Raw genomic sequence first — 20,917 nt, forward strand, 5'->3', positions numbered from 1 at the left:
CACAGCCGCATGGTATCTGATATCAACGACACACTTCTTCATTGATTTCTTTTTATCTTGCTGTTCCGCATTTGACCTCGCACCCCCGGAACCATCCCTGTTTTTCTTCTGGGAAAGGGGACACTACAGGCGGGCGGCTGGCCTGCCGCCGCTCACAGATGTCCTGGGGGTCTTTCTGATTACAACCCGGAGTCCATCTTCCGCTCTCTGGCTGGTAACGTGTATCATTATCCCCCATCCGTGATCCTGGCGAAAGGCTGCCACCGCCTTATTCACAGCTATGCTTTCTCGCTCCAAGTCTAAGAATCTTTACCCTATACTTAATCATGGCGCTCATACTGTCACGCTTCTACGGTTGGGAACGTACCTGTAGTGCCGATATTCACTTGCCAAAGAACAGCCGAGGGATGTCCCTCTGCTTACTAGCCGATGGCAGTGTATTTTTTTATTCACTTCACAGAAAAATTTTTTATCGTGCTTCCCCGGATCTGTTTTTCTTTTTTCCTTTTGCCGGATTCTTCTGCTGTGCATCCTTCTTCCGACTTTCCTTCTGCTCTTTTTGTTCCTGCGGTGGCATCTTCATCACATGAAGTTCCCCGTTAAACAGGGTGAAAACTTCCGGTGACTGATATTTTTCTTTAAACTTTTCAATCTGCTCCGGTGTCAGCGAAGTAAAATCATCTTCTGTCAGTCCTACCACAAGGAATGTTCCGGCAATGGCATCATAGACCTGTCCTCGGTCATCGTACAATGCCCGATTTAACGGCAACCCCTCAAATTTTCCATTGCCGTTTAAAAGAATTCCAACCTCATCCTCAAACGGATAAGTCATCTCAATGTCACCGCCTACTGCCTGCTGCAGATCTTCCAGCTCATTGGGGATGCTTTTGACATAGGGTGCTTTCATCGGCTCGACTACCAGTACCGTCATCATTTCTTCCTGCATTTCGGACACTTCTTTCTCATCCATCGTATCAATCCTCCTGTCTATTCGTTCTGATAATCAGCCGATGAGAGCCTTTTGTTTTATTCAAATTTCATGGACTTTTTGATTTTCTCCCGTAACCTCCGCAGTCTTGTATAAACAGTCTGCTCCGGCAGTTCCATGTGATGGCTGATCTCCTTTGGTGCATATCCCATCATCTTCAGAACAACCATCTGAAGAGTTTTCTTGTCAGTCGATAACAGGATCTGGAGCAATTCCTCATTCTCCACGGTATCGAGCAGGGCTTCCACACTCTCTGGCTGAGACTCTCCTGATTCTTTTTCTTCCAGAAGCAGTTCCATACAGTCCAGAAGTGAGGTCTGATGTTCCCGGAATCTCCGCTCTGCGTTAAAATCGTTCCAGTCATACTCCCGGAGCTTCTGGATCGTCTCTTCATCCACACCCTGCTCACGCAGGATCTTCTCTTCCTCTGCTTTCCACTGGTTCCATCTATATTCTTCTTTTGCTTTGTTATAAGCCACTTATCTTTTCCTCCGATCTGAATTTTTGTGAAATCAAATCGGAGTGTGGCGGTGATCTGGCTCGTTCTTCCTGTCCACAGGAATGGCCGGCATCTCTGCTGTTTCCCTGCAAACACGGATCTCCTTTGTAATCATATCTTTACAAAAGCACAGTGTATCGGATGCACCTGTCAGTTAACGGTCAGAAACCTGTCAATTGACGGTCAATTTTTATCACCTTCTTTCCAGCACAAATAAAATAAGACGAACAATCTTTTTACGGATTATTCGCCTTACTGCTGTTCGTTTTCATTATTCAATTCAATTTTGTAACCTATATCCCTGACACTGACAATGCAATTCCCGGCACCGTCTTCAACGACATTCAACTTTTTTCTCAATCGCTTTACCAGACACCAGATGATATTTTTAATATCACCAACAGAATAATCTTTCCATACAAGCTGGTAAATCTGTTCAAATGTGTATAGCCATAGCTTAACCTCCCTGTCGTGCTGGGGGCTTCGCTGTCGTCTTTGCCCTGTGATACCAGTCCCAGATTGCAGCGTCAGCTATCAAACGGCGGTTTCCATTCTGTATATATTCAAGCTCGCCGCTATCCATAAGCTCGCGCAGCTTATTTTCCCCGATACCGCTAATCTTGCTCATTTGCTCAACGGTCTTTAACATAGGGAATACAGGGATAGCGGGGCTTGTTGTTTCCTTTTTTGCCATAGGAAAATACCCCCTTTCATAAATGGCTAAAAAGTCAAGTTACAAAAAGTGGGCTTTAACCGGGCGGCTGTTAGCACACCCTCGCGGGAATTGCACCCCTGCTCATTTAAGGCAGCTTTACCCATTGCCTGCGACGCTCTGAACGCTCGGACTGTGGATGTAAAGGCTTATCTTCCCTCAATGCGTGTCGTCGCCCGCAAGCTGCTAACTTGCTTCCCGTCGCGGTGTTTTTCGCTCGGCTTTTCCCGATAAGGAAATAGCGTCATGGCGCACCCTCTGTATGGCTCGGCGCAAAAAGGACGTACCCGGTTTGCCCTATACTGCGTCGCCGTTATCTTGCGTCGCTTTCTTTGTCAAGGAACATACGGGGCTGCTGCGGATTGATACGAAACGGAAAAGGGGTTAGATGATTTGACAGTTCATATATGAGGGTAGAAGTGTCCCCGGCGGTGGACGAGCTTTTTTTGATAAGCTGAAATGTGCCGTACTTTGTCGATACGCTCTATATATCATGGCGGCTACCTCCATTAGCCGCCGTTTTTACGGTGTTAGGGTCGTCGTAGACTTGCCGATAGGCAAAAAGAAGCGGCGGCTCTGAAAATCAAAGCCGCCGTAATTTAGAAATGGCGCGTGAAAATACCTCTGCTTTGCGACGGCTTTTTTTCTTTTGCCGTCGTCCGGCAGATTATTTTTTTATGAGTAAGGGCGAAAAATCAATCGTAATCATAAAATTATGGTCATGTATTTCAATTATTGGATTTGTACAATTCATCATAAGTAATAGCTTTTTCACAATGTAAAGTCCTTGTCCAGACGTACCATTACTTCTTGAAACATCTGCTACATAAAAGCGTTCCAACAGTTTTGAATATTCTTCTGTAGGAATAGATGCAACAGGATTTTTAATACAGAGTTGTACAGAATCTGCAATATTAATTAGTTGAATTACAACATTATTTGTAGTGGATGTTACCGCATTGAATATAAGATTTTGTATAATGCGAATACACGCCTTTCTGTCAGCATTAAGATAGATGTCCATATTAGGTATTTCTATTTGGGGTTCAATTCCATTAACGCTGAAAATCGAATAATTGTCTAGCAGGATTTCAGTAAGCAATGAGCATAGCTCAACCTTTTCATAGTAAAATGGATATTGTCCTGCTTCTAAAAGAGAGATTTGATAAAAGTCATCTATGAGACGTTCTAATCTCAATGCTTTTCCGGATAATGCTGAAATATATTCCGCTCTTTTTTCATCAGGCGCACTTGATAGAAGTTGCAAATATCCGCGAATGGAAGTTAGTGGTGTCCGTAAATCATGAGAAAGGCAAGAAATATTCTCTTTTAATTCATTCTCCTTTTTTTGAATTTCGCCCAGATAAATATTATCTTTTGATACAATCTGATTTATGATTTCAACCAAATGCTCTAACCGCCTATCAGATAAAGACACTGTAACTAACTTTTTCGTTTTTCTATTCAGAATAGCATTTAGTTGGACGATTACTTTATATATCTGTATTTTCCAGTTAATTAAAGAAATTGAAAGGATAATGACCAATGCTATCAGAACAAGAAACATAATCGCCCAACCCATATTCTACCTCCCTTTTACTTGATTTCTTTTCTAATCATAATAAGACCGCCAACAATCAAAAGAGAAATGCACCCTATGAAATAGAATGGTAAATGCTCAATAATACCCATTGTGCGACAAGAGCTGAAATTCATCCAATAGTACATAGGATTTCCATATACAAAAAATTTTAAGGGTATTGAAACCGTCTCCATATCACTCCATAGCATTAAGTAAACAGACGCTCCACTGAATACATATAAGCAGCAAATCCCTGTTACAATCCCTGTATTTTGAATAACGACACATAAAAAAATAGAAATGCTTTCTAATGCTAATAAAACCGTTCCGCAAGCAAGAGCCCATCCCAAAAGGTTTATTACTTCACTCGCAGTTGGAATGTAACCGGATTGTATGATTTCAATAACGAAAAATGTAGCTACAAAAATCAGATACGTTATCAGAGACACCACCAATATTGTAATCGCTTTGGTGTAGTAGAGAATAGTTCGTTTAGTGCCGTATGCAACAGATAATTTGATTGTACCCGTATTATATTCTTTTGTAAAAAATATGGTTGCAAATAAAATGCCAATAATCCAGAAAAAGGCTGTATATGCAAGAGATGAGCGGGCAACAGTTTGAAACGTTGGTATTTCACTAGATAGATAACACTTAGCTTGAAATCCGATTACACTTTCTGTTCCATCTCCGGCTCCAAAAAAAGTCATGTCACCAAGTGCAAAAGAGACCATTATAACCGCCGCACATACGCCTAATATAGTTATCAATATCTTTGAGTGACGCAATTTATAAAATTCAGCTTTAAAATGGTTAATCATTTTGGCACCCTCCTATCAAATTAGTGTAATAAGTTTCAAGACTATCTCCAGATTGTGCTAACTGATAAATCGTAATATTATTTGCACTTAGCAACGCTGATACTTTTCCGGCATTTTCAACATAATCATATAGATGAATACTTTTGTCTGGCATAACAGAAAAATTTGAAGTATTCAGTTTGCTTTCCAATAAAACACTAGCAGCAGCTACATCATTCACTTGCAACAACAAATGCTTTTTGCAGCGTTTGTCTAACTCTGTAGCGGTAATTTCCTGTAAAAGTTTCCCCTCATGTAAGATACCATATTTATTTGCTAATTGATGAAGTTCCGTGAGAATGTGACTTGAAATCAAAATAGTGATTCCACGTTCTTTATTTAGTCTTTTGAGTAAGTTTCTTAATTCGATAATTCCAGTAGGGTCTAGTCCGTTAATTGGTTCATCTAGTACGAGAAATTCAGGATTCCCAAGCAAAGCGATTGCGAGAGCTAGTCTCTGCCGCATACCCAAAGAGAAATCTTTTGCTTTTTTCTTTCCGGTATCTTTCAAACCAACTAATGCTAAAGCATTATCAATGCAACCTTTTCCTGGAATACCGCGTTGCAAACGTTGTACCTCCAAATTTTCATAGGCTGTCATATCAAGATAAAGAGAAGGGCTTTCAATAATACAGCCAATGCGCTCACGCTGCTTTGCAAGTTTCTTATTGCTTTCACCGAATAAAGCAATTTTGCCAGTAGTAGGTTCTGCCAGTCCGGTTAGTAAACGAATCATTGTTGTTTTACCGGCACCGTTTTCTCCGATAAACCCATAAATATCTCCTTGCATTACAGACATAGATACTTGATTTAGGGCTAGTGTATTGCGATACTTTTTTGTGATGTTGATAGCTTCAAAAACTGTTACGTTCATTTTTTCACAGCTCCTTTCTTGTTATTTAGTATCGCAGACAATTCCTTGAATAATCTAAAGGTAAAGCTAAAGATTATCTAAAGCTCACTTTGCAAATCGGTAACCCAAGCCCCATATGGTCTTAATTCGGCAGCCTTCGCCCTTTAATTTTTTTCGTAAGTTACTTATATGTGTGTTAATGACATCATTATCCCTTGCAAATGGTTCTTGCCAAATACTTTCATAAAGATTTTGCTTAGAAAAAACTTTATCAGGATATTTCGCCAGTAGTTCTACAAGTTGATACTCTTTTGCTGTAAGCACAATAATTTCGTCTGCAACAGTAACTATTTTTGAAGATGTATTAATGGAAAGTTCTCCAAAGGTCAAACAAAGATTGGGAGTATCTTTTTGACTTCTTAGCAAATTGCGTTCAATTCGCGCTAGTAATTCGTCCAAATCAAACGGCTTTGTTAAATAGTCATCAGCACCCAAGCGTAGCAGTTCGACTTTGTTGAATGTTAAACTTTTTGCAGAAACAACAATTACAGGTACGTCTGAAAATTTTCTGATATTTCTAATTAACTCATCTCCACTGATAAAAGGAAGCATTAAATCTAAAATAATTAAATCTGGGGATAATTCTTTTATACGTTCAATCGCATTTGCACCAGTAAGTGTGAAGAAGACTTGATAATTGTACTTTTCCAGATGGTCTTTTATCATAACGCAAATTTCTTTATCATCTTCGATAATTAAAACATTATTCATGTTGAAACTCCTTTCTGCGTCTATCAGTTGGCTTTTCCACGTCTTTTGGTATCAGCCACATACTACCAAATTTTGAAACGCCCGGTATGCGCTCCCCCTCACAAAGTTTCTGCACCCGTCTTTCTGAAATGCCCCATTTGCCCGCTGCTTCTGCACAAGACATATATTCCATAAGCCACCCGTCCTTTCTTCAAAGTTTATCAGTATAATTATATACGGTATGGCGAATAATAGCAAGTGCGGAAATAGGCATTATTTAGGTTCGTTATAGGAAGTATATAGACATATCCAAGAAGAAAGGGGAACAGTAAAATGTAACTGGGTGAATGAATATGGCAAAAAGACCAGTAGAAAAGTACGACTTCAAGGCTTTTGGGCAAGCAATAAAGAACGCGCGGAAAGAGCGCAAAGAGAGCCGCAAGAAAGTAAGCGACGAAATGTATATTTCCCCGCGTTACCTTGCAAACATTGAGAACAACGGGCAGCACCCAAGTTTACAGATTTTCTTTGAGCTTATGCTGCGCTATCATATATCCGTAGACCAGTTTCTTTTAGATACGCAGCCGGAGAAAGACACAAAGCGGCGGCAGCTTGACGCGCTTCTTGATGATATGAGCGATACAGGCATACGGATTGTCACCGCAACGGCAAAAGAGATTTCCGAAGTCGAAAAAGAGGGCGAATAGGAATGTCCGGCCTAAAACTGAATAGGATTTAGGAAGCGTTGTAATCTTTTTTGAGATTGCAGCGTTTTTCTTTTGCGTAAGTTTGGCAAAACGGGGCTTTCTGTTGTAATAGGGAGTAAGAAAAAACTTTCATAGCAAGCATAGGAAGCGGGTACCCACTTCCGTATTTTCGCCCTCCTGCGCTGCGACGCGTCGGTTGAAAATGGCTTATTGGGAAGTATCCCAAACCCTCGGAATGGAAAGGAGCGAAAGCATGGACGGACGCAAAAGAACGGTACAAATCAAATTTAGAGTAACAGAAGCGGAACGGGATTTAATTCTTGAAAAAATGAAGCTCGTCCCCACCCGGAACATGGCGGCATATCTTAGGAAGATTGCCATTGACGGATACATTATCCAAGTAGACCATGAAGCTGCGGCAAAGGCACTCAAAACGGCGGGCATTACAAAGCTCCCCAATCCCGCCACGCTGCAAAAGGAATATGAAGCACTCCAAGCGCAGAAAGAAGCCCTTTACGCCGATTATGGCAAGCTGAAAAAGAAAGTCCGGGAATATGACGTTATCAAGCAGAACATAGACAGCATTTTGCAGACAGGAAAGCAGCTTGCGGATAGAGGGCTTTTTCTCCTGCGTCAGCTTCTTTGCGGAAAATTCCTTAAAAGCTGCGGTCAGCACGTCAGCGTCGCGCCCTTTGAAAAACACAAGGTAGCGGGGCGGGCTTTCCGTCGTGTCCTTTTTCAGTGCAAAGTCGATACCGTACTTTTTCGCCGTACTCTCAAAGGCTTTGATATTGCCCTCGGTAATCTCAATGTTGGAAACGCCCGCGTTCTGCTTCATAAGCTGCTTCAAAGTCTGTTTGCCCTGCGGCGTTTTGTCTTTCTGCTTCTTCATCTGTGCAAGCAGCGTTTTCATAGCCTTTTGAAGCGTCTGCACGGTCAGTTTCCCGGTCTTGATGTAAAGGGCTATGGTCTTTTCGTTGATTTCATCTTGCATTTACCGTCCTCCTTTCGCGGTAGTCTGATAATGTTAGGGTGGTACGCCGCTGCGGTAGCCGCCCATAGGCTTTAGATACGGACGCGCAAGCCGTTCAAATCCTCGGCGCGGATACCCACAAGGTACCATTCCTGCGCCGCGCTCATTTCAATACGGGTCGGCTTCCATTTGCCGCCTGTGAATACGTCGAAACACTCCCCGCAATGCAAGCCGCCGTAATAGTCGGCAATGTCAAAGCGAATGTCGTAGCGGTCGGTCTGTTCGTCAAAAATCAAAGCTCCTGTTTTCTGTGCCATGTGGTAATCCTCCTTTAGATTTTGCCTGTCGCCATATCGTGTGCGACAAGGGCGGTATAGTAGCTGTCAATGGTATTCGGCGCATTGAACAGCACCGCTTTAAGGTACTGTTTAATGTTGCGGATTTTGGTGGTATTCTCTTTCATGCAGTCAAAGACAAATTCAATGTGGCTGCTGTTGAGCTTCATAAACTTTGCCTTGACAAGCTCTGCCGGGTAATCGTCCCCGGCGATACGGATTGTCTTTCTCTTGCTGCATACCGTTTCAAGGATAATCGAAACAATTTCGTCTAAGCGGTCTTTGTCTACCTGCCCGTAGCGTACAAAATGGTCGTACTCGATATTGTCCTTGATGATTTCCTCATAAACGCTGTATGCGTCTGTCGCTTCCTTTCGTTTCCGTTCCGGCGGCGTAGCCGCTTCCCCGTCGTAAGGCAAGGGATTTAGGGAATGGATAGGAATGGAATCGGTACTTGATAAATCCGTATTTGATTTTTCTTTTTTTGGTAAGTCAGTCTTTTGTATATCTTTATTTAATTGCGTTGGATTTTCCAACGTAGGTTTTTCCTGCGTAGGTTTTTCCAACGTTGGATTATCCAATGTAGGTAAATCCGATACAGGCGAGGTCTGCGGCTGCTCAAAGATTACATAGTCTGTGCCGCGCAAGCGTCCTTTCTCGTCGCGCTCCCTTGAACGCACGATATACCCGGCGCGTTCCAGTTCCTTAATGGCTTCCCGGATAGCGTCGATTTTCTCCCGGTTGATAAAGGACAGCCCCGCAAGGGTGTAGTCCCAATCCTCCGGCAAGGACAGCATTTGCGATAACAGCCCTTTTGCCTTTAGGGATAGCTCCTTATTGCGTAAGTGGTGGTTGCTCATAACCGTATAGCCTTTGTTGCGCTCCACTCTGAAAACTGCCATAGCTTCATCACTCCTTTGCTGCATACCTGTTACGCAATAGAAACGCGATTTTGAGGGTTTAGGTATCAATCCCTTATCCGCTGAAAACCGCGCCCGCAAAGCCGCATAAATCAAGGGCTTTTTCCTGCCTACTGCGTAACAAAGGGCATGAAAAAAGCGGCGTTCCTGTTCTTCCTTGTGGGAAGTGAGAAACGCCGCCTGTGCGGTGCGTTATTCTGCTTCTTCGGCTATGAGGTCTTGTATGACTTCGCCAAAGTCTGCCGTAAAGGAAAAAATGAAGTATTCCAAAACGGCGGGGTCTGCGTCCATAGGCTCGGCTTCCTCGGAAAAGGGCAAGCCCATAAGCCCATAGAGCATTTTTATGATTTTGAACAGCTTTCCCCGGTCGGCGGGGGTGTTCATGGTAACAAGTACGTCGGTCAAGCGGTTTACGGTTTCCATGTCGCCGCCTGTCGTTACCCATACCATTTCTGCGAATGGCTGCGTGATTGCTCCGGTTACAAGGTTTACCTTATCCTTGCTGATTTCGCCGGACGGGAGTATAATACCCTTGTCTAAAAGTACGTTTTTCATGTCGTCCTCCTATAATCTGTGGTGCCAAAATGGTGCCCGGTCTTACAAAATCATCTTATGCGGAGATACGGCAAGATAAATGACAATACGCGGAAAACCTTGATTTTAAGCCATTTTTGCAAGGTTTTATAAACACTTGCGCGGGCTTATAAGAAGATTTCCGTCTATCAAATCAATAAAAAATTATATTCTTGTCGTGTTAAATGTAACGCTACATTATTCCAAAATACTTTATGTTTCTTATGATCCATTACAAGTTTTCCCTTATTAATCATCGTTTCGGATTGCTTTTGAGTTATTTTTTGTTTATTATTTCGTCGTGCCAATGAAAAAATCTGCAGATCTACTTCTTCTATAGTGCTATTTATATCCATTACACAATCTGCACCAGCGTATATTAATTCTTTTTTCCATGACATACACAATAAAGAGGAAGCATCCGTCAAAATAATAATTGGTATCTGCGTTATTTTTCTAATAGCAGATATAATATTACTTATGTTCTCTTTATAAAGGATCACTCCTATTATAAGCACATCATAAGAAAATAAACTCAAATTATGCAGTAAAATTTGTAGATTTTCTGCATAATCTGAGTTTACCTCATTGAATAGTTTTTGATATGATTGATTGTCAAAATATGCTAATATTTTGTATTTTGTGTCTTTCATATTTCTATTTTAAAAAAGCAACACTTTCTATTTCTTCACAGGAAAATCATCAAATGCATTGTCATCTTTTGCAAAGCACACTTTCTTGCCGCATGCTCTGATATTCGCATGTGATCAGGTACAAATGTGGGGCATTCATATTGCCCTATAATTTCCAACTTTTAATGGATTTTTCTTTTTCCCACATAGTTTTATAAAGAGGCACTGATTGTAATAATTCATCATGTTTTCCGCAGCCCTGCAAAAAACCGTCAGATAAAACAAGTATCTGATCTGCATTTTGGATATAGGACAAAGTGTGTGATACAAGGAACACCGTCTTGCCCTTAATCATTTCTTCTATGCCCTTCTGTATTGCTACGGCATTTTCGGCATCCAGACTGGAAAGTGCCTCATCCAAAAGAATGATCGGAGAATCTTTCAAAATTGCCCTCGCAATAGCGACGCGCTGACGCTCACCGCCAGAAAGACTTGCGCCGCCCTCGCTGATAACCGTTTGATAGCCCTGTGGGAGCTTTTCTATAAATTCGTGACAGTGAGCCTTTTTTGCCGCCTCTATTACCTGCTCATCCGTTGTGCTCTGGTTTCCCATCCGGATATTATTCATCATGGTATCCTGAAAAAGATATACTTCCTGAAAAACGACACTCACATGACGCACCAGATCACTATGCTTTAATGCTGCCGCATCTTTCCCATTCAACAGAATCCGCCCGTTTTTCGGCGTTATAAATCCCGGAATTAAATTAAGCAGAGTGGATTTGCCGCTTCCAGAAGGGCCAACCAATGCGGTGATCGTTCCGGGTTTAGCTGAAAAACTTACATGGCTAACTGCTTCACGCTTTCCATCATAGCTAAACGATACATTTTCAAACCGTACATCGGCTTGTGTATCGGTAAACTGTGTAATTCCCTGTTTTTCATTTTCAGTCGGCAGGTTGTTGATTTCTGCTATGTTATCCAACGATGCGTTTGCAAGATTCATCATGGCAAAGGAACCCATCAGAGCTTCCAGCGGACGGTAAAAAATAATACCCATGATTGCAAAAAACAAATAGGTTGCCGGGGCTAATGAACCAGAACGAATCATTGTAATGCCAACACCCAAGCTCAAAAACAGTCCCAGATTCAGACAAATCTTATAACCCATACTCCAATTCGTCAGCGTCGATTCATATCGGTCAGAAGCCGTGCAATATCCGTCCACCTGATTCTCCATGAGCTTACCAGATTGCTCCAGCCGGTATGCCTTGATCGTTTCCATGCCCTGTACATATTCCAGCGTGGAATCAATCATTGCCACCTGTGCATTTTTCTTATGCTCTCCCAGTTGAACCATGCCCTTTTGAAACTGCTGGTAGAGGATATAGCCGGGGATGATTCCCACAAACAGAAGAAGCGCCATACGCCAGTCCACACTAAGCAGCATCAGAGCAAATACAACCGTCATTATCATGCTGGAAACGAAACCGGCAATAATCTCCATGATATTCATTTCCACGAAACTCAAATCAGTTGTAAACAAAGATGTAAGCTGGCTGATCTTGTCTTTTGTAAAGTAGTAGAGCGGAAACTGTTTGATTTTCGCCGCAATCGAAAGACGTTCATCCCGCATCATGGCATAAGATACCGGACGCTGTTTTGCAATCGTAAAGTAATAAAAAACAAAATGCAGGACAGTATAAACCAGAAACATAAGGCTATACTGTATCAGTTTTTCCCTTGTAAACGAGCCGTCCAAAATATCTTTTATCGCAAGGAACAGCATGAAATATATCGCGCCCTCACAAATTGAGGTCAACGCCTGAAACAGCCACGCAAGATAAAGCTGCTTTTTGCGCTCGCCTGCAAGGTCTAAGAATTTCCGTATCATAGCAATCATGCGTTTACACCTCCCATTTTCCATTGATCGGATTGCTCAAAGGCCGCCCACATATCCCGATACGGGGAGCAACGGTTTATCAATTCATCATGTGTGCCGCAGTCAATCACTTCGCCCTGTTCCAGAACCACAATCGAATCAGCTTCCTTGATACTGGAAAGACGGTGCGCTATTACGAGTACGGTTTTTTCCTCAGATAATTTAGCCAGCGCCTTTTGCAGTAAATCTTCATTATCGGCGTCAATGTAAGCCGTTGCCTCGTCAAGAATTACAACCGGCGCATTTTTCAGAATCGCCCTTGCCAATGTGATTCTCTGTTTTTCGCCGCCGCTCAACTTGGTTTCCTTGTCTATCACTGTGTCATAGCCCTTTGGAAGTCGCATAATAAAGTCGTGACATATGGCATCCTTGGCTGCCTGCATCATTTCTTTCTCCGTGGCCTCTGGGTTTCCCATCATAATGTTTTCCCTGATGCTCTTTTTGAACAGGAACGTATTCTGGGTCACAAAGGAAATCTGGGACATCAGATCGGATAGCGGGATCTGGTTCAGCGGTACGCCTCCCAGGCAAATCTGTCCCTCGGTTATATCCCAAAACCGACAGATCAGGCTGGCCGCTGTACTTTTGCCGCTGCCGGAAACACCGGCGAGCGCCGTTACTTTTCCGTCAGGAACAGTAAATGAGACATCTTTTAATACCAGCTGTTCTTCCCCATAGGAAAATGTAACGTGTTCAAACGCAATCGTGTGGTCGGCAAGTTCTGCCTTCGAGGCCGTATCCGCCATTTCATCCAGCTTCAGAATTTCGTCTATCTTTTTCGCAACAGAAGCGTTCATACCGATATAATCAAAGTTATTAGAAACGGTTTCCAGCGGGATCAGCATGGCAAGCCCCATGAACAGATACATAATGTAGCTGGCCGCTGTCACGCTGCCGGAGAGATACATCAAACCGGCAAGCGGAAACAGGAACACAAGGTTGCTGTTTAAGTCGGCATGATTGAACGCAACATATTTCAGGCAGCTTTGGAACCACTCTGTTACAACGGTGCTGTAAGTACGGATGCTTTCCGACAGGCGGCTATAAGTGGATTCGTCGGCGGCAAATATCTTCAGTTCTTTCATGCCGTTGACATATTCCACTGTCTTAACGCTGACGTCAGAAAACGCCTGATTAAATTCGTCCATTTTTTTCATCTGAACGATAATCATAAGAATACCGACAAGAATAAACAGAACGACCGGAATCAGCATGATACCGGCTACTCTGATGTCCAATATCACCAGCAGGATTTCCATACATAGCGGTACAGCAAGACCAGAAATAATCTCTGGAATGTTATGGGCGTAAAATGTTTCCAACTGCTCCATATTGTCCATAATGATTGTTTTGACCTGCCCGGATGCCGTTGTTTTCACATAGCCCATTGGTAAACGGGCAATTTTACGGAACAGCTTTTTACGGGTTTCCCCCAATGTCTGGTAGGCTACCTTGTGAGAGATTTTTGTGCCGGTTCCAAACAGCAGATGTTTCAAAATGATTGCTGCGGCAATCAGGCACACATATTGAAAAAGATTCTCTGTCCGTTCATTCAGAAAACAGGTCACAATGCCCCAAACGCCCAAATAGGGCAGGATGCCGCACAAAACAGACAGGACGCAGCAGATTACCGCGCCGATCAGGCGACGCTTATTTTTCTTATCAATTAGTCCAAACAGAGCTTTTACATCACTCATTACAATTCATCTCCTCCTTGCGGAATAGTGAAATTCCAAAATCTGTCCGATACTCCATTTTGCCAACCAGGTATAGCAATAGTTCCATGACTTTAATACGCATAAGGTAATTGCGGTACTGTTCCGGCAGCAAGAGCAGTTCGGTAAAAATATGCTCCACGTTTTTTGTCGCTGGTGCTATAAAACAGCCGCCCGCTGTAAAAAGCCCTTGAAAATCCATGTCCTCGTCAAACGCGATTGTCCCCAGCATGATATTCAGGCTGTTTATAATCTGCGGCAGATAAGCCACCACTGAAACACCAACAAAAGGGTTTTTCCCAAAATCACAGCTTTTCAGGTGGCTTGCACCATTGAAAACAGAAATATAATGGTCGCTCATAACCATCTCCGGCTGGTTGCTGAACAGCATATTCACTCGCCCATGAAAGCAATAGGTGACTTCAATAAAACGATCCTTACATTGGATGTTCTTTTGAATTGGAGTTGTGATATGAACATTGCTATAAACAATTTCAGCACCAGGCATCACTTCAAAGCTCTGCATGGTGCCTTTCCCAAATTTTGGAGAAATTGTATATATCTTTGAATCCTTTTCAACGGAACAGTTACCGATCAGCTCATGGAAGAACAGGAGGTCATTTTCCATTCTCCTCAAGGTTCTGCCTCCTTTCTGACCGCAAGAAAAAATCGCGTAGTCGATGCAGATTGTCGTAGGAAAGTGGGTAATCTTCCTGCTGTTTTCCGTTATCTAAATGAATCACTCTTGTACAGGCTGCCGCTAAAAATTCGTAATCATGGGTTACAACAAAAATCACCTTTCCCATTTTAGAAAGCGTTTGAAATAACCCCGCAACCTGAATCATGCTGTCATAATCAAGTCCGCTAGTCGGTTCATCAAAAATCAAAACATCCTTACGGCATACCATACTGACTGCCACGGCCGCACGCTGCTTCTGGCCCCCGGAAAGTGTATTGGGATGGTGAGTACGGTACTCATAAATACCCAGCCGTTCCATTGCCTGTTTTGCTGCGTCCAAATCAGGATGCTTAATTCCAAATACACATTCCTTTTCCAACGTATCGGCAAATAACTGATAGCTTACGTCCTGCATCACCATATAGGAGTGTTTTAATCGGCTCTTTGCGTTCAGTTCTTTACCATCCCAAAGAATCTGTCCCGTACAGTTTGTGTGTAGGCCGCATAGTGTTCTGGAAAATGTAGATTTTCCGGCTCCGTTATGGCCGATAATTCCTATGATTTCTCCCGGTGCCGCATTCAAATTCAAATCGTCCAGAACCAGCTTTTTCTTATAGAACAAGGATAAGTTCCTGACTTCCAAAATCGGCTTTTGAGAATTTTCAGCAAAGGCTCTTGGCTGTACCTTTGACAAATCTAAAGCGCGAAGTCCCATACTGTGCCGCTGTTCCTCAGGAATAGAAAGAAACTGGCTCGGAGAAAACACAGCAGATATAGCCCCGTTTTCCATATACACAATGCGGTCAACTAATTCCCTCAGATAATAAATCCTATGTTCTGCAATTAGAATGGTCTTGCCTTGTTTCTTTAGGAGTTCAAGTGTACGCCGCAAATCCTCAATAGCATCCATATCCAGATTGGAAGATGGTTCATCTAACAAGTAAATACTCGGAGACATAGCATAGATGGACGCAAACGCCACCTTTTGTTTTTCACCGCCAGACAATTCAAATATGCTTCTCCCCGTCAGATGTGCTATATCTAAATCCGCAACTGTCTTTGAAATGCGTTCTTTCATTTTTTCCCTTGGATAAGTCAGATTTTCCATTCCAAAGGAGATTTCACTGTCTGTATCTACATTAAAAAATTGAGAGCGTGGATTTTGGAATACAGACCCCACATACTCGGACACTTCGTATATGGGATAATCCTGTATATCTTTACCGTCAACATAGGTTGTGCCGGTGACTTCTCCCGGATAAAAGTATGGAATCAGGCCATTCACAAGACGGGTCAATGTAGTTTTTCCACAGCCGCTTCGCCCACACAACAGCACACACTCACCTTTGTTGATTGTCAAATCAACATCGCGCAGTCCGCCATTTTGTAATGATTCCTGATAGGTAAAAGAAACCTTGTCAAAACGGATCATTAGCCTGCACCTCCTTTCAATTTCAGCCAGATTGACACCGACATAAACAAAGTGAACAGGATAAAACATACGGCATCCGCAACACTAAAGTGGATTTCCTGCAAGCAGGTTCGGGGCTTCGGATTTTCCAGCCCCCTTGTAACAGCCGCCGCCGACAATTCATCCGCCACTTTCAGTGCTGACATCATCATCGGAACATAGATACATTCCACTGTTCGGGCCGGATGGGTCAGCAGACTTTTGACGGTTGGAGCTACATCGCGCATCCGCATGGCGTCGCTGATATAGCCCCAATCCTCATGCACCATAGGAAAATAGCGGAGCATGACCGTCAGAGGAATAACCATTGCTTTTGGCATATGAATACGGTTCATGGCCGCCATAAATTCATTTACCCTTGTCGTGCTGACTAAAATACCTCCGAGCATGGCACAAGGAAAGATTTTACGGATAAATACGGTAAATGTTACAATCGCAATCTGCAAAGTCCCTGTCAAATAATTTGTTCCAATGATATGCAGAACAACCATTCCCGCATAGACAGCAGCCATTCTTACCGTAAACCGCTTTGCTCCTACAAGGATGCCGAGAATCACAACGCATACAACCAGCGCAATCTCATAGAGTAAAGAGGGCGCAAGGAACAACGCAACATTTCCGACGATCAACAGATATAGTTTTGTGCGAGGATCTAAATATAATGTGGCAAGTGTGTCTTTTGTTTGCAGTTGCATCTCCATTACACTACTCCGGCCTTTTCAAAATGCTTTTTCAATAGTTTCTGGCCTACAAGACCGCTGATAGCAGCACAGATCAACACGCCGATAATCATTGCCGGGAGCATCCAGTTTTGCGCGGTTGAAACCATTGTGTCCATATAGGTCTGTTCTGTTCCCTTTTCTACCAAATATTGCACATAGGCGTCGCGGTCAAACCAAAGCATACCGTAGGAGAAAACTGGGCTGAGAACAAAAATCATGTAGGACAACAGGTTACGCCCTTTGTTTCTAAAGTTCCCGGAACCGGCCAGCAGATCGGCCACAACGCCGAGAATACAATATGCCAAACACATAGACCAGTACATACCGAGTACGAACAGTACACCTCCTACCAAAATACCGGTGACAATGATTGGGCCATGCTTCGGCACCTTCGCCAGTATCAGCATATAAACCGGGCCGCACAGCAGCGCAATAGACAGCGGGCAAAGGAAAGTCAGTACAGGGAAGAACCCAAAGATAGCCTCGCCAATCATGGCACATACCATGTACAAAGCAGCAAGGATGCCGGTGGTAATCAAATCACGCACAGACAGCCCTTTTTTCATTTGTTGTGAATTAGACATTTTCAACGTCCTCCTATTTATTATTTGCTGGCAGAAGCCTCATTGACCTACGCACAAAATCGTGATAGAATTGCTGTGATTAGAGTCAGCTAACCAGCCAGTAATGCCATTCTACTCAGTGATTTTTTTGGTGTCAAATCCGGCAAAAAAGGTCAAAACAGGAGTTAAAAGTGGAAAAACAACCGGATATATCAGTGCTTTTTGTGGTTTTGCTGACAGCCTTTGCGACATTTTGGAGCATAAAAAAAGATACTGCGGATTATTCCGACTACATAAGAAACGGGGGTGAGCAGGATGCAGACCGATTCTACACAGGCCGCGCACGAATTAGGGGATGCTTCTTTTTATCTGCATGATTATCATTTTCGACAGGATAATCATAATGGAATCTGCACCTTGCAGCCGCAAAACAGACAAGGCTATGGAAATATCTATCAGGTTCAACCGACAGATGGATTATTCCTGTCAACCGGAAGCTGGATACCATACGCCTCAATGGAACGCAAATATGAGATCAATCAAAAGCTGGTGAAAATTTATTATTTGGAATCCGGCGGTGTTACCCTGATCCAGAATGGGCGGAAAGCCCAACCTATCACAGAGGGAATCCACCTTTATCTAAATAAGCCGTCACAGGGGCGAGTATTATATCAACCCAATATACCAATCAGCTATGCGTCAGTTTTGCTGTTTGAAGATTACATAGAGAAAAATCTGCAAGACCGTTTTACCCCGGACGATTTTGACTATGCAGAGGTTTATGATTGGAAAGCTTTTGATTATAATACCCCGGAAATTGGAACCCTGTTTTTGCAGATACGGGATAAACTGATTGCTGGCGAAACCTCCCGTCTTTACTACGAAAGCAAAGTAGGTGAACTGCTTTCTATTGTGGCAGGCAACTTTCATAAACAGCGACAGGAGATAGCATCTAAACACCAGTCTCTTTCCAAACAAGAGAAAAAGGCGCTGGAATCTGTACGTCTGGCTATTGAACAGAATATTTTGAACCCGCCAGAACTCTCGCAGCTTTGCAAAATAGCAGCAATGGGACAAACTAAACTTCGAGAATCATTCAAAAAAATGTATGGTGTTCCTATTGGGACATACATTCGACAATCCAAAATGAAATATGCTTCACTGTTACTTAAAAAGAATGAATTATCAATTTCATCTATAGCCAAACATTTAGGGTATCAAAACGCAAGTAAATTTTCTAGCGCTTTTAAAAACTATTTTAATCAATCGCCTGAAATTTACCGAAAAAATAATTATAATATGCGTAAAGATTAGAATCACTTGCCATTTTTTTAGAAATTTTTTAATTATATTATCACAAAAAAGAGGCGCTAAGTTTGCACCTCTTTTTATTGTAAAATTCATACTCATTCTCTAATTTGTTTTTTTAAGGTAATCTAAACTATTGAAGACGCTCTAAAAATCAACATATTAATTTTCAAAGTATGCCGTATCCCATGATCGTTCCGTTATTGATATCATAGCTTCTCTTGTTCACGGCATCACTGGAGTTTCCCTCTACCGTATATACGGTACTTCCCTCAATTTTCTCCACGATTCCCACATGGTCTGAGGTTCCGTCCCCGTTCCAGTCAAAGAAGATCAGGGTTCCGGGTGCTGGCGAATATCCTCTGCTCTTCCATTTTCCCTTGCCCTGAAACCACGCGATCCCATCATCGCATAGGGAGAACTTCGGCATCTTGCCGCTCTCGATCAGTCCTGCCTGATCCCCACACCAGCTGGCAAAGCAGGCACACCACGCCACATGGCTGTCAAATCCATACCATGACCAGAACTTCTGGCCTCCTTCATTTCCAAGCTGGGTAAGTGCCACGGATACGATCTGGCCGTTGCCTCCAAACAGGCCGGCAAACAATCCGCCGCTGGAATAATACTTCAGGACGTGAGGGACGTATTCTGGATCGCCATAGGCACTCCAGCCATGCGAAGCAGCCTGATCATTGGAAAACTGCAGAGCATTTTCTGCACTGTAGCCCCCGTAGTTTCGGAGCGCCCACGTTATGTATCCGTTGCCGTAGTTATACCCTTGCAGGGACAGCTTCAGCTTATCCATGTCCTGGGGGCTGGTGCATCCGGCTTCCTTCAGGCAGTCCGCATAATACTGGATTCCTACATGTATGGAATAGTCGGCATCCTGGATGGCATTCGGGCTGTTGGAATACCGGGTGTTGTATGGGCACTCACTGCTCTGCATGGGATCGGTCCCCCGGCCGCCAGATTCCTGCATCATGATTGCCTGTATCACGGAAACGTATTCGAGGATTCCATACTGGTTGGCGTATTTCTGGATGGTTGCCGTATAGGAAAGTACTTCCTGGCTGAGTGCTTCGTTGCTCTCTGAGCTTCCAGAGAATGCCGCACCGCCAATGATCCCGACCATGATAACCAGAAGCAGAACCATGACCGCTCCGGCGGCTCCCAGTGCATCCATCATGGACTGCACCGTTTTCGCTGCCGCTTCTACAGCGGCCTTAGCTGCCTTGAAGGTATTCTCTCCTGCCCTTGCCGTTTTCTGTATCCGGCGGACTCCATCGGAAGTCTGCAAGGCGGCTTTCTTCGCCGCCTGCTTCGCTGCCCTTCGTTCCATCTGCTTCTGCATCCGGGCTGTCAGGGCGTTGGAACTGGCCACCCGGAGCTTCTGCTCTGGCTGGATGCTGATCTTCACAGATGGAGGGGCGGTCTTAATAGTACGCCGCTGTATGGTCTTCGGCTCCAACTGTTTCCGTGGCTTTTCCTTGATCCGGATGGTTTCCGGCTGTTTCTGGCGGATGGCATTCTGCCTTGCGGTATCTCCGGCCTTGCTTTTCTGGTTTTGTCTTTTGATGGAAAGCGATCCACCTTCCGACATTTCCTGTCCATTCTGGATTCTTGGTGTCTCCCTGGCAGCCCGGATCTTCTGCTCTTTTGTTTTGACGGCATCTGAAACCGCCTTTTGCCGCTGGGCATTCTGAATCTGTACTTCCCGGCTCTTCTGCTCGGGTGCTTCCCGGCTAGCAGGATCGGCGGTCTGTGTGTCCCCTGTTCCTCTGGCGGTTTCTTTCTCCGCTTCTTTTTCTACTTCTTTTTTGCCAGCGGCTCTCTGTTTGATCTTCTCGTAGGAAGTCTGTGCGGCTGTCTTTCCGGCTCTGGTTACAGTTCTGCCTGTCTTTCTTGCAGCCCATTCCTCTGCGGATGTGACTTTCCCACTGGCATATTCGGATGGGGACTGTTCTCCCATGTCATTGTCCCTGGCATTTGCGATGGTCTGGGATTTTTCCTTGCTCTCCAGTATGGCCGTCCGCATCAGCTCCTTGGGGATTCTGGAGGCAGGATTTTTGGTCTTTGGTTTTGTTGTAACTTCTTTGGTTTTGATATCCTTCATCTCTCACCTCCAGTCCCGGC

The 20,917-nt window shown here is 43.6% G+C and carries 23 protein-coding genes and 3 pseudogenes; 4 read left to right on the plus strand and 22 right to left on the minus strand.

What is annotated here, in order from left to right:
• Positions 1-52 precede the first annotated feature (52 nt).
• The 10 genes from LKD42_RS03470 to LKD42_RS03515 all read right to left on the minus strand — a co-directional run bounded on the left by LKD42_RS03470 (position 53) and on the right by LKD42_RS03515 (position 6,437).
• Positions 53-238, minus strand: a complete 186-nt coding sequence (locus tag LKD42_RS03470; protein ID WP_055057435.1) for a hypothetical protein — start codon at positions 236-238, stop codon at positions 53-55.
• A gap of 231 nt (positions 239-469) precedes the next feature.
• On the minus strand, positions 470-970 hold the full coding sequence (locus LKD42_RS03475) for a DUF3846 domain-containing protein (protein WP_025577040.1): 501 nt from the start codon (positions 968-970) through the stop codon (positions 470-472).
• Positions 971-1,026: 56 nt separating this feature from the next.
• Positions 1,027-1,467: an ECF-type sigma factor gene (locus LKD42_RS03480; RefSeq protein WP_055057436.1), complete on the minus strand. Its 441-nt coding sequence runs from the start codon at positions 1,465-1,467 to the stop codon at positions 1,027-1,029.
• Positions 1,468-1,739: 272 nt separating this feature from the next.
• Positions 1,740-2,018 (minus strand): winged helix-turn-helix domain-containing protein, encoded by a 279-nt coding sequence (locus tag LKD42_RS15325; protein WP_334301361.1) that lies wholly within the window; start codon positions 2,016-2,018, stop codon positions 1,740-1,742.
• Complete coding sequence (locus LKD42_RS03490) at positions 1,945-2,181, minus strand: MerR family transcriptional regulator (protein WP_015533395.1); 237 nt, start codon at positions 2,179-2,181, stop codon at positions 1,945-1,947. Before LKD42_RS03490 ends, LKD42_RS15325 begins: the two co-directional genes overlap by 74 nt.
• Before the next feature lie 685 nt (positions 2,182-2,866).
• Entirely contained in the window at positions 2,867-3,781 is a 915-nt protein-coding gene (locus LKD42_RS03495) for a sensor histidine kinase (protein ID WP_014081148.1), read from the minus strand.
• Positions 3,782-3,795: 14 nt separating this feature from the next.
• Positions 3,796-4,602, minus strand: coding sequence for an ABC transporter permease (locus LKD42_RS03500; protein WP_055057437.1), 807 nt, complete (start codon positions 4,600-4,602; stop codon positions 3,796-3,798).
• On the minus strand, positions 4,595-5,515 hold the full coding sequence (locus LKD42_RS03505) for an ATP-binding cassette domain-containing protein (protein ID WP_117638856.1): 921 nt from the start codon (positions 5,513-5,515) through the stop codon (positions 4,595-4,597). The genes LKD42_RS03500 and LKD42_RS03505 overlap by 8 nt, the downstream gene beginning before the upstream one ends.
• A gap of 84 nt (positions 5,516-5,599) precedes the next feature.
• The gene (locus LKD42_RS03510; protein ID WP_014081151.1) at positions 5,600-6,265 is read right to left on the minus strand and encodes a response regulator transcription factor; all 666 of its coding nucleotides are present in this window, start codon (positions 6,263-6,265) and stop codon (positions 5,600-5,602) included.
• Complete coding sequence (locus LKD42_RS03515; RefSeq protein WP_015533991.1) at positions 6,258-6,437, minus strand: MerR family transcriptional regulator; 180 nt, start codon at positions 6,435-6,437, stop codon at positions 6,258-6,260. Before LKD42_RS03515 ends, LKD42_RS03510 begins: the two co-directional genes overlap by 8 nt.
• Positions 6,438-6,597: 160 nt before the next feature.
• Between LKD42_RS03515 and LKD42_RS03520 the strand changes: the two genes are divergently transcribed.
• From LKD42_RS03520 to LKD42_RS15555, 3 genes and pseudogenes are all read left to right on the plus strand, one after another.
• Positions 6,598-6,951, plus strand: a complete 354-nt coding sequence (locus LKD42_RS03520; protein ID WP_055057438.1) for a helix-turn-helix domain-containing protein — start codon at positions 6,598-6,600, stop codon at positions 6,949-6,951.
• A gap of 253 nt (positions 6,952-7,204) precedes the next feature.
• Positions 7,205-7,324: pseudogene (locus LKD42_RS15550) on the plus strand (plasmid mobilization protein); the annotation flags it as partial.
• Between the two features lie 33 nt (positions 7,325-7,357).
• Positions 7,358-7,555: pseudogene (locus LKD42_RS15555) on the plus strand (relaxase/mobilization nuclease); the annotation flags it as partial.
• Here LKD42_RS15555 and LKD42_RS03535 read toward each other — a convergent pair.
• From LKD42_RS03535 to LKD42_RS03585, 11 genes and pseudogenes are all read right to left on the minus strand, one after another.
• Positions 7,532-7,945 (minus strand): annotated as a pseudogene (locus tag LKD42_RS03535) (PcfB family protein); the annotation flags it as partial. The pseudogenes LKD42_RS15555 and LKD42_RS03535 overlap by 24 nt on opposite strands.
• A 71-nt stretch (positions 7,946-8,016) precedes the next feature.
• The gene (locus LKD42_RS03540; protein WP_002584988.1) at positions 8,017-8,241 is read right to left on the minus strand and encodes a DUF5348 domain-containing protein; all 225 of its coding nucleotides are present in this window, start codon (positions 8,239-8,241) and stop codon (positions 8,017-8,019) included.
• Positions 8,242-8,255: 14 nt separating this feature from the next.
• A complete protein-coding gene (locus LKD42_RS03545) occupies positions 8,256-9,161 on the minus strand; it encodes a DUF6017 domain-containing protein (protein ID WP_055057439.1) in 906 nt (301 codons plus the stop codon).
• A 210-nt stretch (positions 9,162-9,371) separates the two neighbouring features.
• Positions 9,372-9,734 (minus strand): hypothetical protein, encoded by a 363-nt coding sequence (locus LKD42_RS03550; RefSeq protein ID WP_002584990.1) that lies wholly within the window; start codon positions 9,732-9,734, stop codon positions 9,372-9,374.
• Between the two features lie 167 nt (positions 9,735-9,901).
• Positions 9,902-10,405, minus strand: coding sequence for a response regulator (locus LKD42_RS03555; protein ID WP_243000663.1), 504 nt, complete (start codon positions 10,403-10,405; stop codon positions 9,902-9,904).
• Positions 10,406-10,550: 145 nt separating this feature from the next.
• A complete protein-coding gene (locus LKD42_RS03560) occupies positions 10,551-12,287 on the minus strand; it encodes an ABC transporter ATP-binding protein (protein ID WP_181975148.1) in 1,737 nt (578 codons plus the stop codon).
• Positions 12,284-14,023, minus strand: coding sequence for an ABC transporter ATP-binding protein (locus tag LKD42_RS03565; protein ID WP_117638854.1), 1,740 nt, complete (start codon positions 14,021-14,023; stop codon positions 12,284-12,286). Before LKD42_RS03565 ends, LKD42_RS03560 begins: the two co-directional genes overlap by 4 nt.
• Complete coding sequence (locus LKD42_RS03570) at positions 14,016-14,669, minus strand: hypothetical protein (protein ID WP_117638853.1); 654 nt, start codon at positions 14,667-14,669, stop codon at positions 14,016-14,018. The genes LKD42_RS03565 and LKD42_RS03570 overlap by 8 nt, the downstream gene beginning before the upstream one ends.
• Positions 14,659-16,152 (minus strand): ABC transporter ATP-binding protein, encoded by a 1,494-nt coding sequence (locus LKD42_RS03575; protein ID WP_117638852.1) that lies wholly within the window; start codon positions 16,150-16,152, stop codon positions 14,659-14,661. The genes LKD42_RS03570 and LKD42_RS03575 overlap by 11 nt, the downstream gene beginning before the upstream one ends.
• On the minus strand, positions 16,152-16,892 hold the full coding sequence (locus LKD42_RS03580) for an energy-coupling factor transporter transmembrane component T (RefSeq protein ID WP_117638851.1): 741 nt from the start codon (positions 16,890-16,892) through the stop codon (positions 16,152-16,154). Before LKD42_RS03580 ends, LKD42_RS03575 begins: the two co-directional genes overlap by 1 nt.
• The gene (locus LKD42_RS03585; RefSeq protein WP_015533385.1) at positions 16,892-17,497 is read right to left on the minus strand and encodes an MptD family putative ECF transporter S component; all 606 of its coding nucleotides are present in this window, start codon (positions 17,495-17,497) and stop codon (positions 16,892-16,894) included. Before LKD42_RS03585 ends, LKD42_RS03580 begins: the two co-directional genes overlap by 1 nt.
• Before the next feature lie 294 nt (positions 17,498-17,791).
• On the opposite strand from LKD42_RS03585, the gene LKD42_RS03590 reads away from it, so the two are divergent.
• Positions 17,792-18,790 carry a helix-turn-helix transcriptional regulator gene (locus tag LKD42_RS03590; RefSeq protein ID WP_117638850.1) on the plus strand — a complete coding sequence of 333 codons (999 nt, stop codon included), beginning with the start codon at positions 17,792-17,794 and terminating at the stop codon, positions 18,788-18,790.
• A gap of 163 nt (positions 18,791-18,953) precedes the next feature.
• Here LKD42_RS03590 and LKD42_RS03595 read toward each other — a convergent pair whose 3' ends face one another.
• Positions 18,954-20,897 (minus strand): lysozyme family protein, encoded by a 1,944-nt coding sequence (locus LKD42_RS03595; protein ID WP_248834833.1) that lies wholly within the window; start codon positions 20,895-20,897, stop codon positions 18,954-18,956.
• Positions 20,898-20,917: the final 20 nt, after the last annotated feature.

Source organism: Hominisplanchenecus faecis (genome assembly GCF_020687205.1).
GTDB lineage: Bacteria > Bacillota > Clostridia > Lachnospirales > Lachnospiraceae > Hominisplanchenecus > Hominisplanchenecus faecis.

Excerpts from the sequence above, each read along its gene's own strand:
- LKD42_RS03560 (WP_181975148.1), bottom strand. The coding sequence starts at position 12,287 with ATGATTGCTATGATACGGAAATTCTTAGACCTTGCAGGCGAGCGCAAA.
- LKD42_RS03555 (WP_243000663.1), bottom strand. The coding sequence starts at position 10,405 with ATGAAAGACACAAAATACAAAATATTAGCATATTTTGACAATCAATCA.
- LKD42_RS03490 (WP_015533395.1), bottom strand. The coding sequence starts at position 2,181 with ATGGCAAAAAAGGAAACAACAAGCCCCGCTATCCCTGTATTCCCTATG.
- LKD42_RS03580 (WP_117638851.1), bottom strand. The coding sequence starts at position 16,892 with ATGGAGATGCAACTGCAAACAAAAGACACACTTGCCACATTATATTTA.
- LKD42_RS03550 (WP_002584990.1), bottom strand. The coding sequence starts at position 9,734 with ATGAAAAACGTACTTTTAGACAAGGGTATTATACTCCCGTCCGGCGAA.
- LKD42_RS03565 (WP_117638854.1), bottom strand. The coding sequence starts at position 14,023 with ATGAGTGATGTAAAAGCTCTGTTTGGACTAATTGATAAGAAAAATAAG.
- LKD42_RS03585 (WP_015533385.1), bottom strand. The coding sequence starts at position 17,497 with ATGTCTAATTCACAACAAATGAAAAAAGGGCTGTCTGTGCGTGATTTG.
- LKD42_RS03520 (WP_055057438.1), top strand. The coding sequence starts at position 6,598 with ATGGCAAAAAGACCAGTAGAAAAGTACGACTTCAAGGCTTTTGGGCAA.
- LKD42_RS03595 (WP_248834833.1), bottom strand. The coding sequence starts at position 20,897 with ATGAAGGATATCAAAACCAAAGAAGTTACAACAAAACCAAAGACCAAA.
- LKD42_RS03540 (WP_002584988.1), bottom strand. The coding sequence starts at position 8,241 with ATGGCACAGAAAACAGGAGCTTTGATTTTTGACGAACAGACCGACCGC.
- LKD42_RS03510 (WP_014081151.1), bottom strand. The coding sequence starts at position 6,265 with ATGAATAATGTTTTAATTATCGAAGATGATAAAGAAATTTGCGTTATG.
- LKD42_RS03515 (WP_015533991.1), bottom strand. The coding sequence starts at position 6,437 with ATGGAATATATGTCTTGTGCAGAAGCAGCGGGCAAATGGGGCATTTCA.
- LKD42_RS03470 (WP_055057435.1), bottom strand. The coding sequence starts at position 238 with ATGGGGGATAATGATACACGTTACCAGCCAGAGAGCGGAAGATGGACT.
- LKD42_RS03475 (WP_025577040.1), bottom strand. The coding sequence starts at position 970 with ATGGATGAGAAAGAAGTGTCCGAAATGCAGGAAGAAATGATGACGGTA.
- LKD42_RS03575 (WP_117638852.1), bottom strand. The coding sequence starts at position 16,152 with ATGATCCGTTTTGACAAGGTTTCTTTTACCTATCAGGAATCATTACAA.
- LKD42_RS03570 (WP_117638853.1), bottom strand. The coding sequence starts at position 14,669 with ATGGAAAATGACCTCCTGTTCTTCCATGAGCTGATCGGTAACTGTTCC.
- LKD42_RS03590 (WP_117638850.1), top strand. The coding sequence starts at position 17,792 with ATGCAGACCGATTCTACACAGGCCGCGCACGAATTAGGGGATGCTTCT.
- LKD42_RS03500 (WP_055057437.1), bottom strand. The coding sequence starts at position 4,602 with ATGATTAACCATTTTAAAGCTGAATTTTATAAATTGCGTCACTCAAAG.
- LKD42_RS03505 (WP_117638856.1), bottom strand. The coding sequence starts at position 5,515 with ATGAACGTAACAGTTTTTGAAGCTATCAACATCACAAAAAAGTATCGC.
- LKD42_RS03545 (WP_055057439.1), bottom strand. The coding sequence starts at position 9,161 with ATGGCAGTTTTCAGAGTGGAGCGCAACAAAGGCTATACGGTTATGAGC.
- LKD42_RS03495 (WP_014081148.1), bottom strand. The coding sequence starts at position 3,781 with ATGGGTTGGGCGATTATGTTTCTTGTTCTGATAGCATTGGTCATTATC.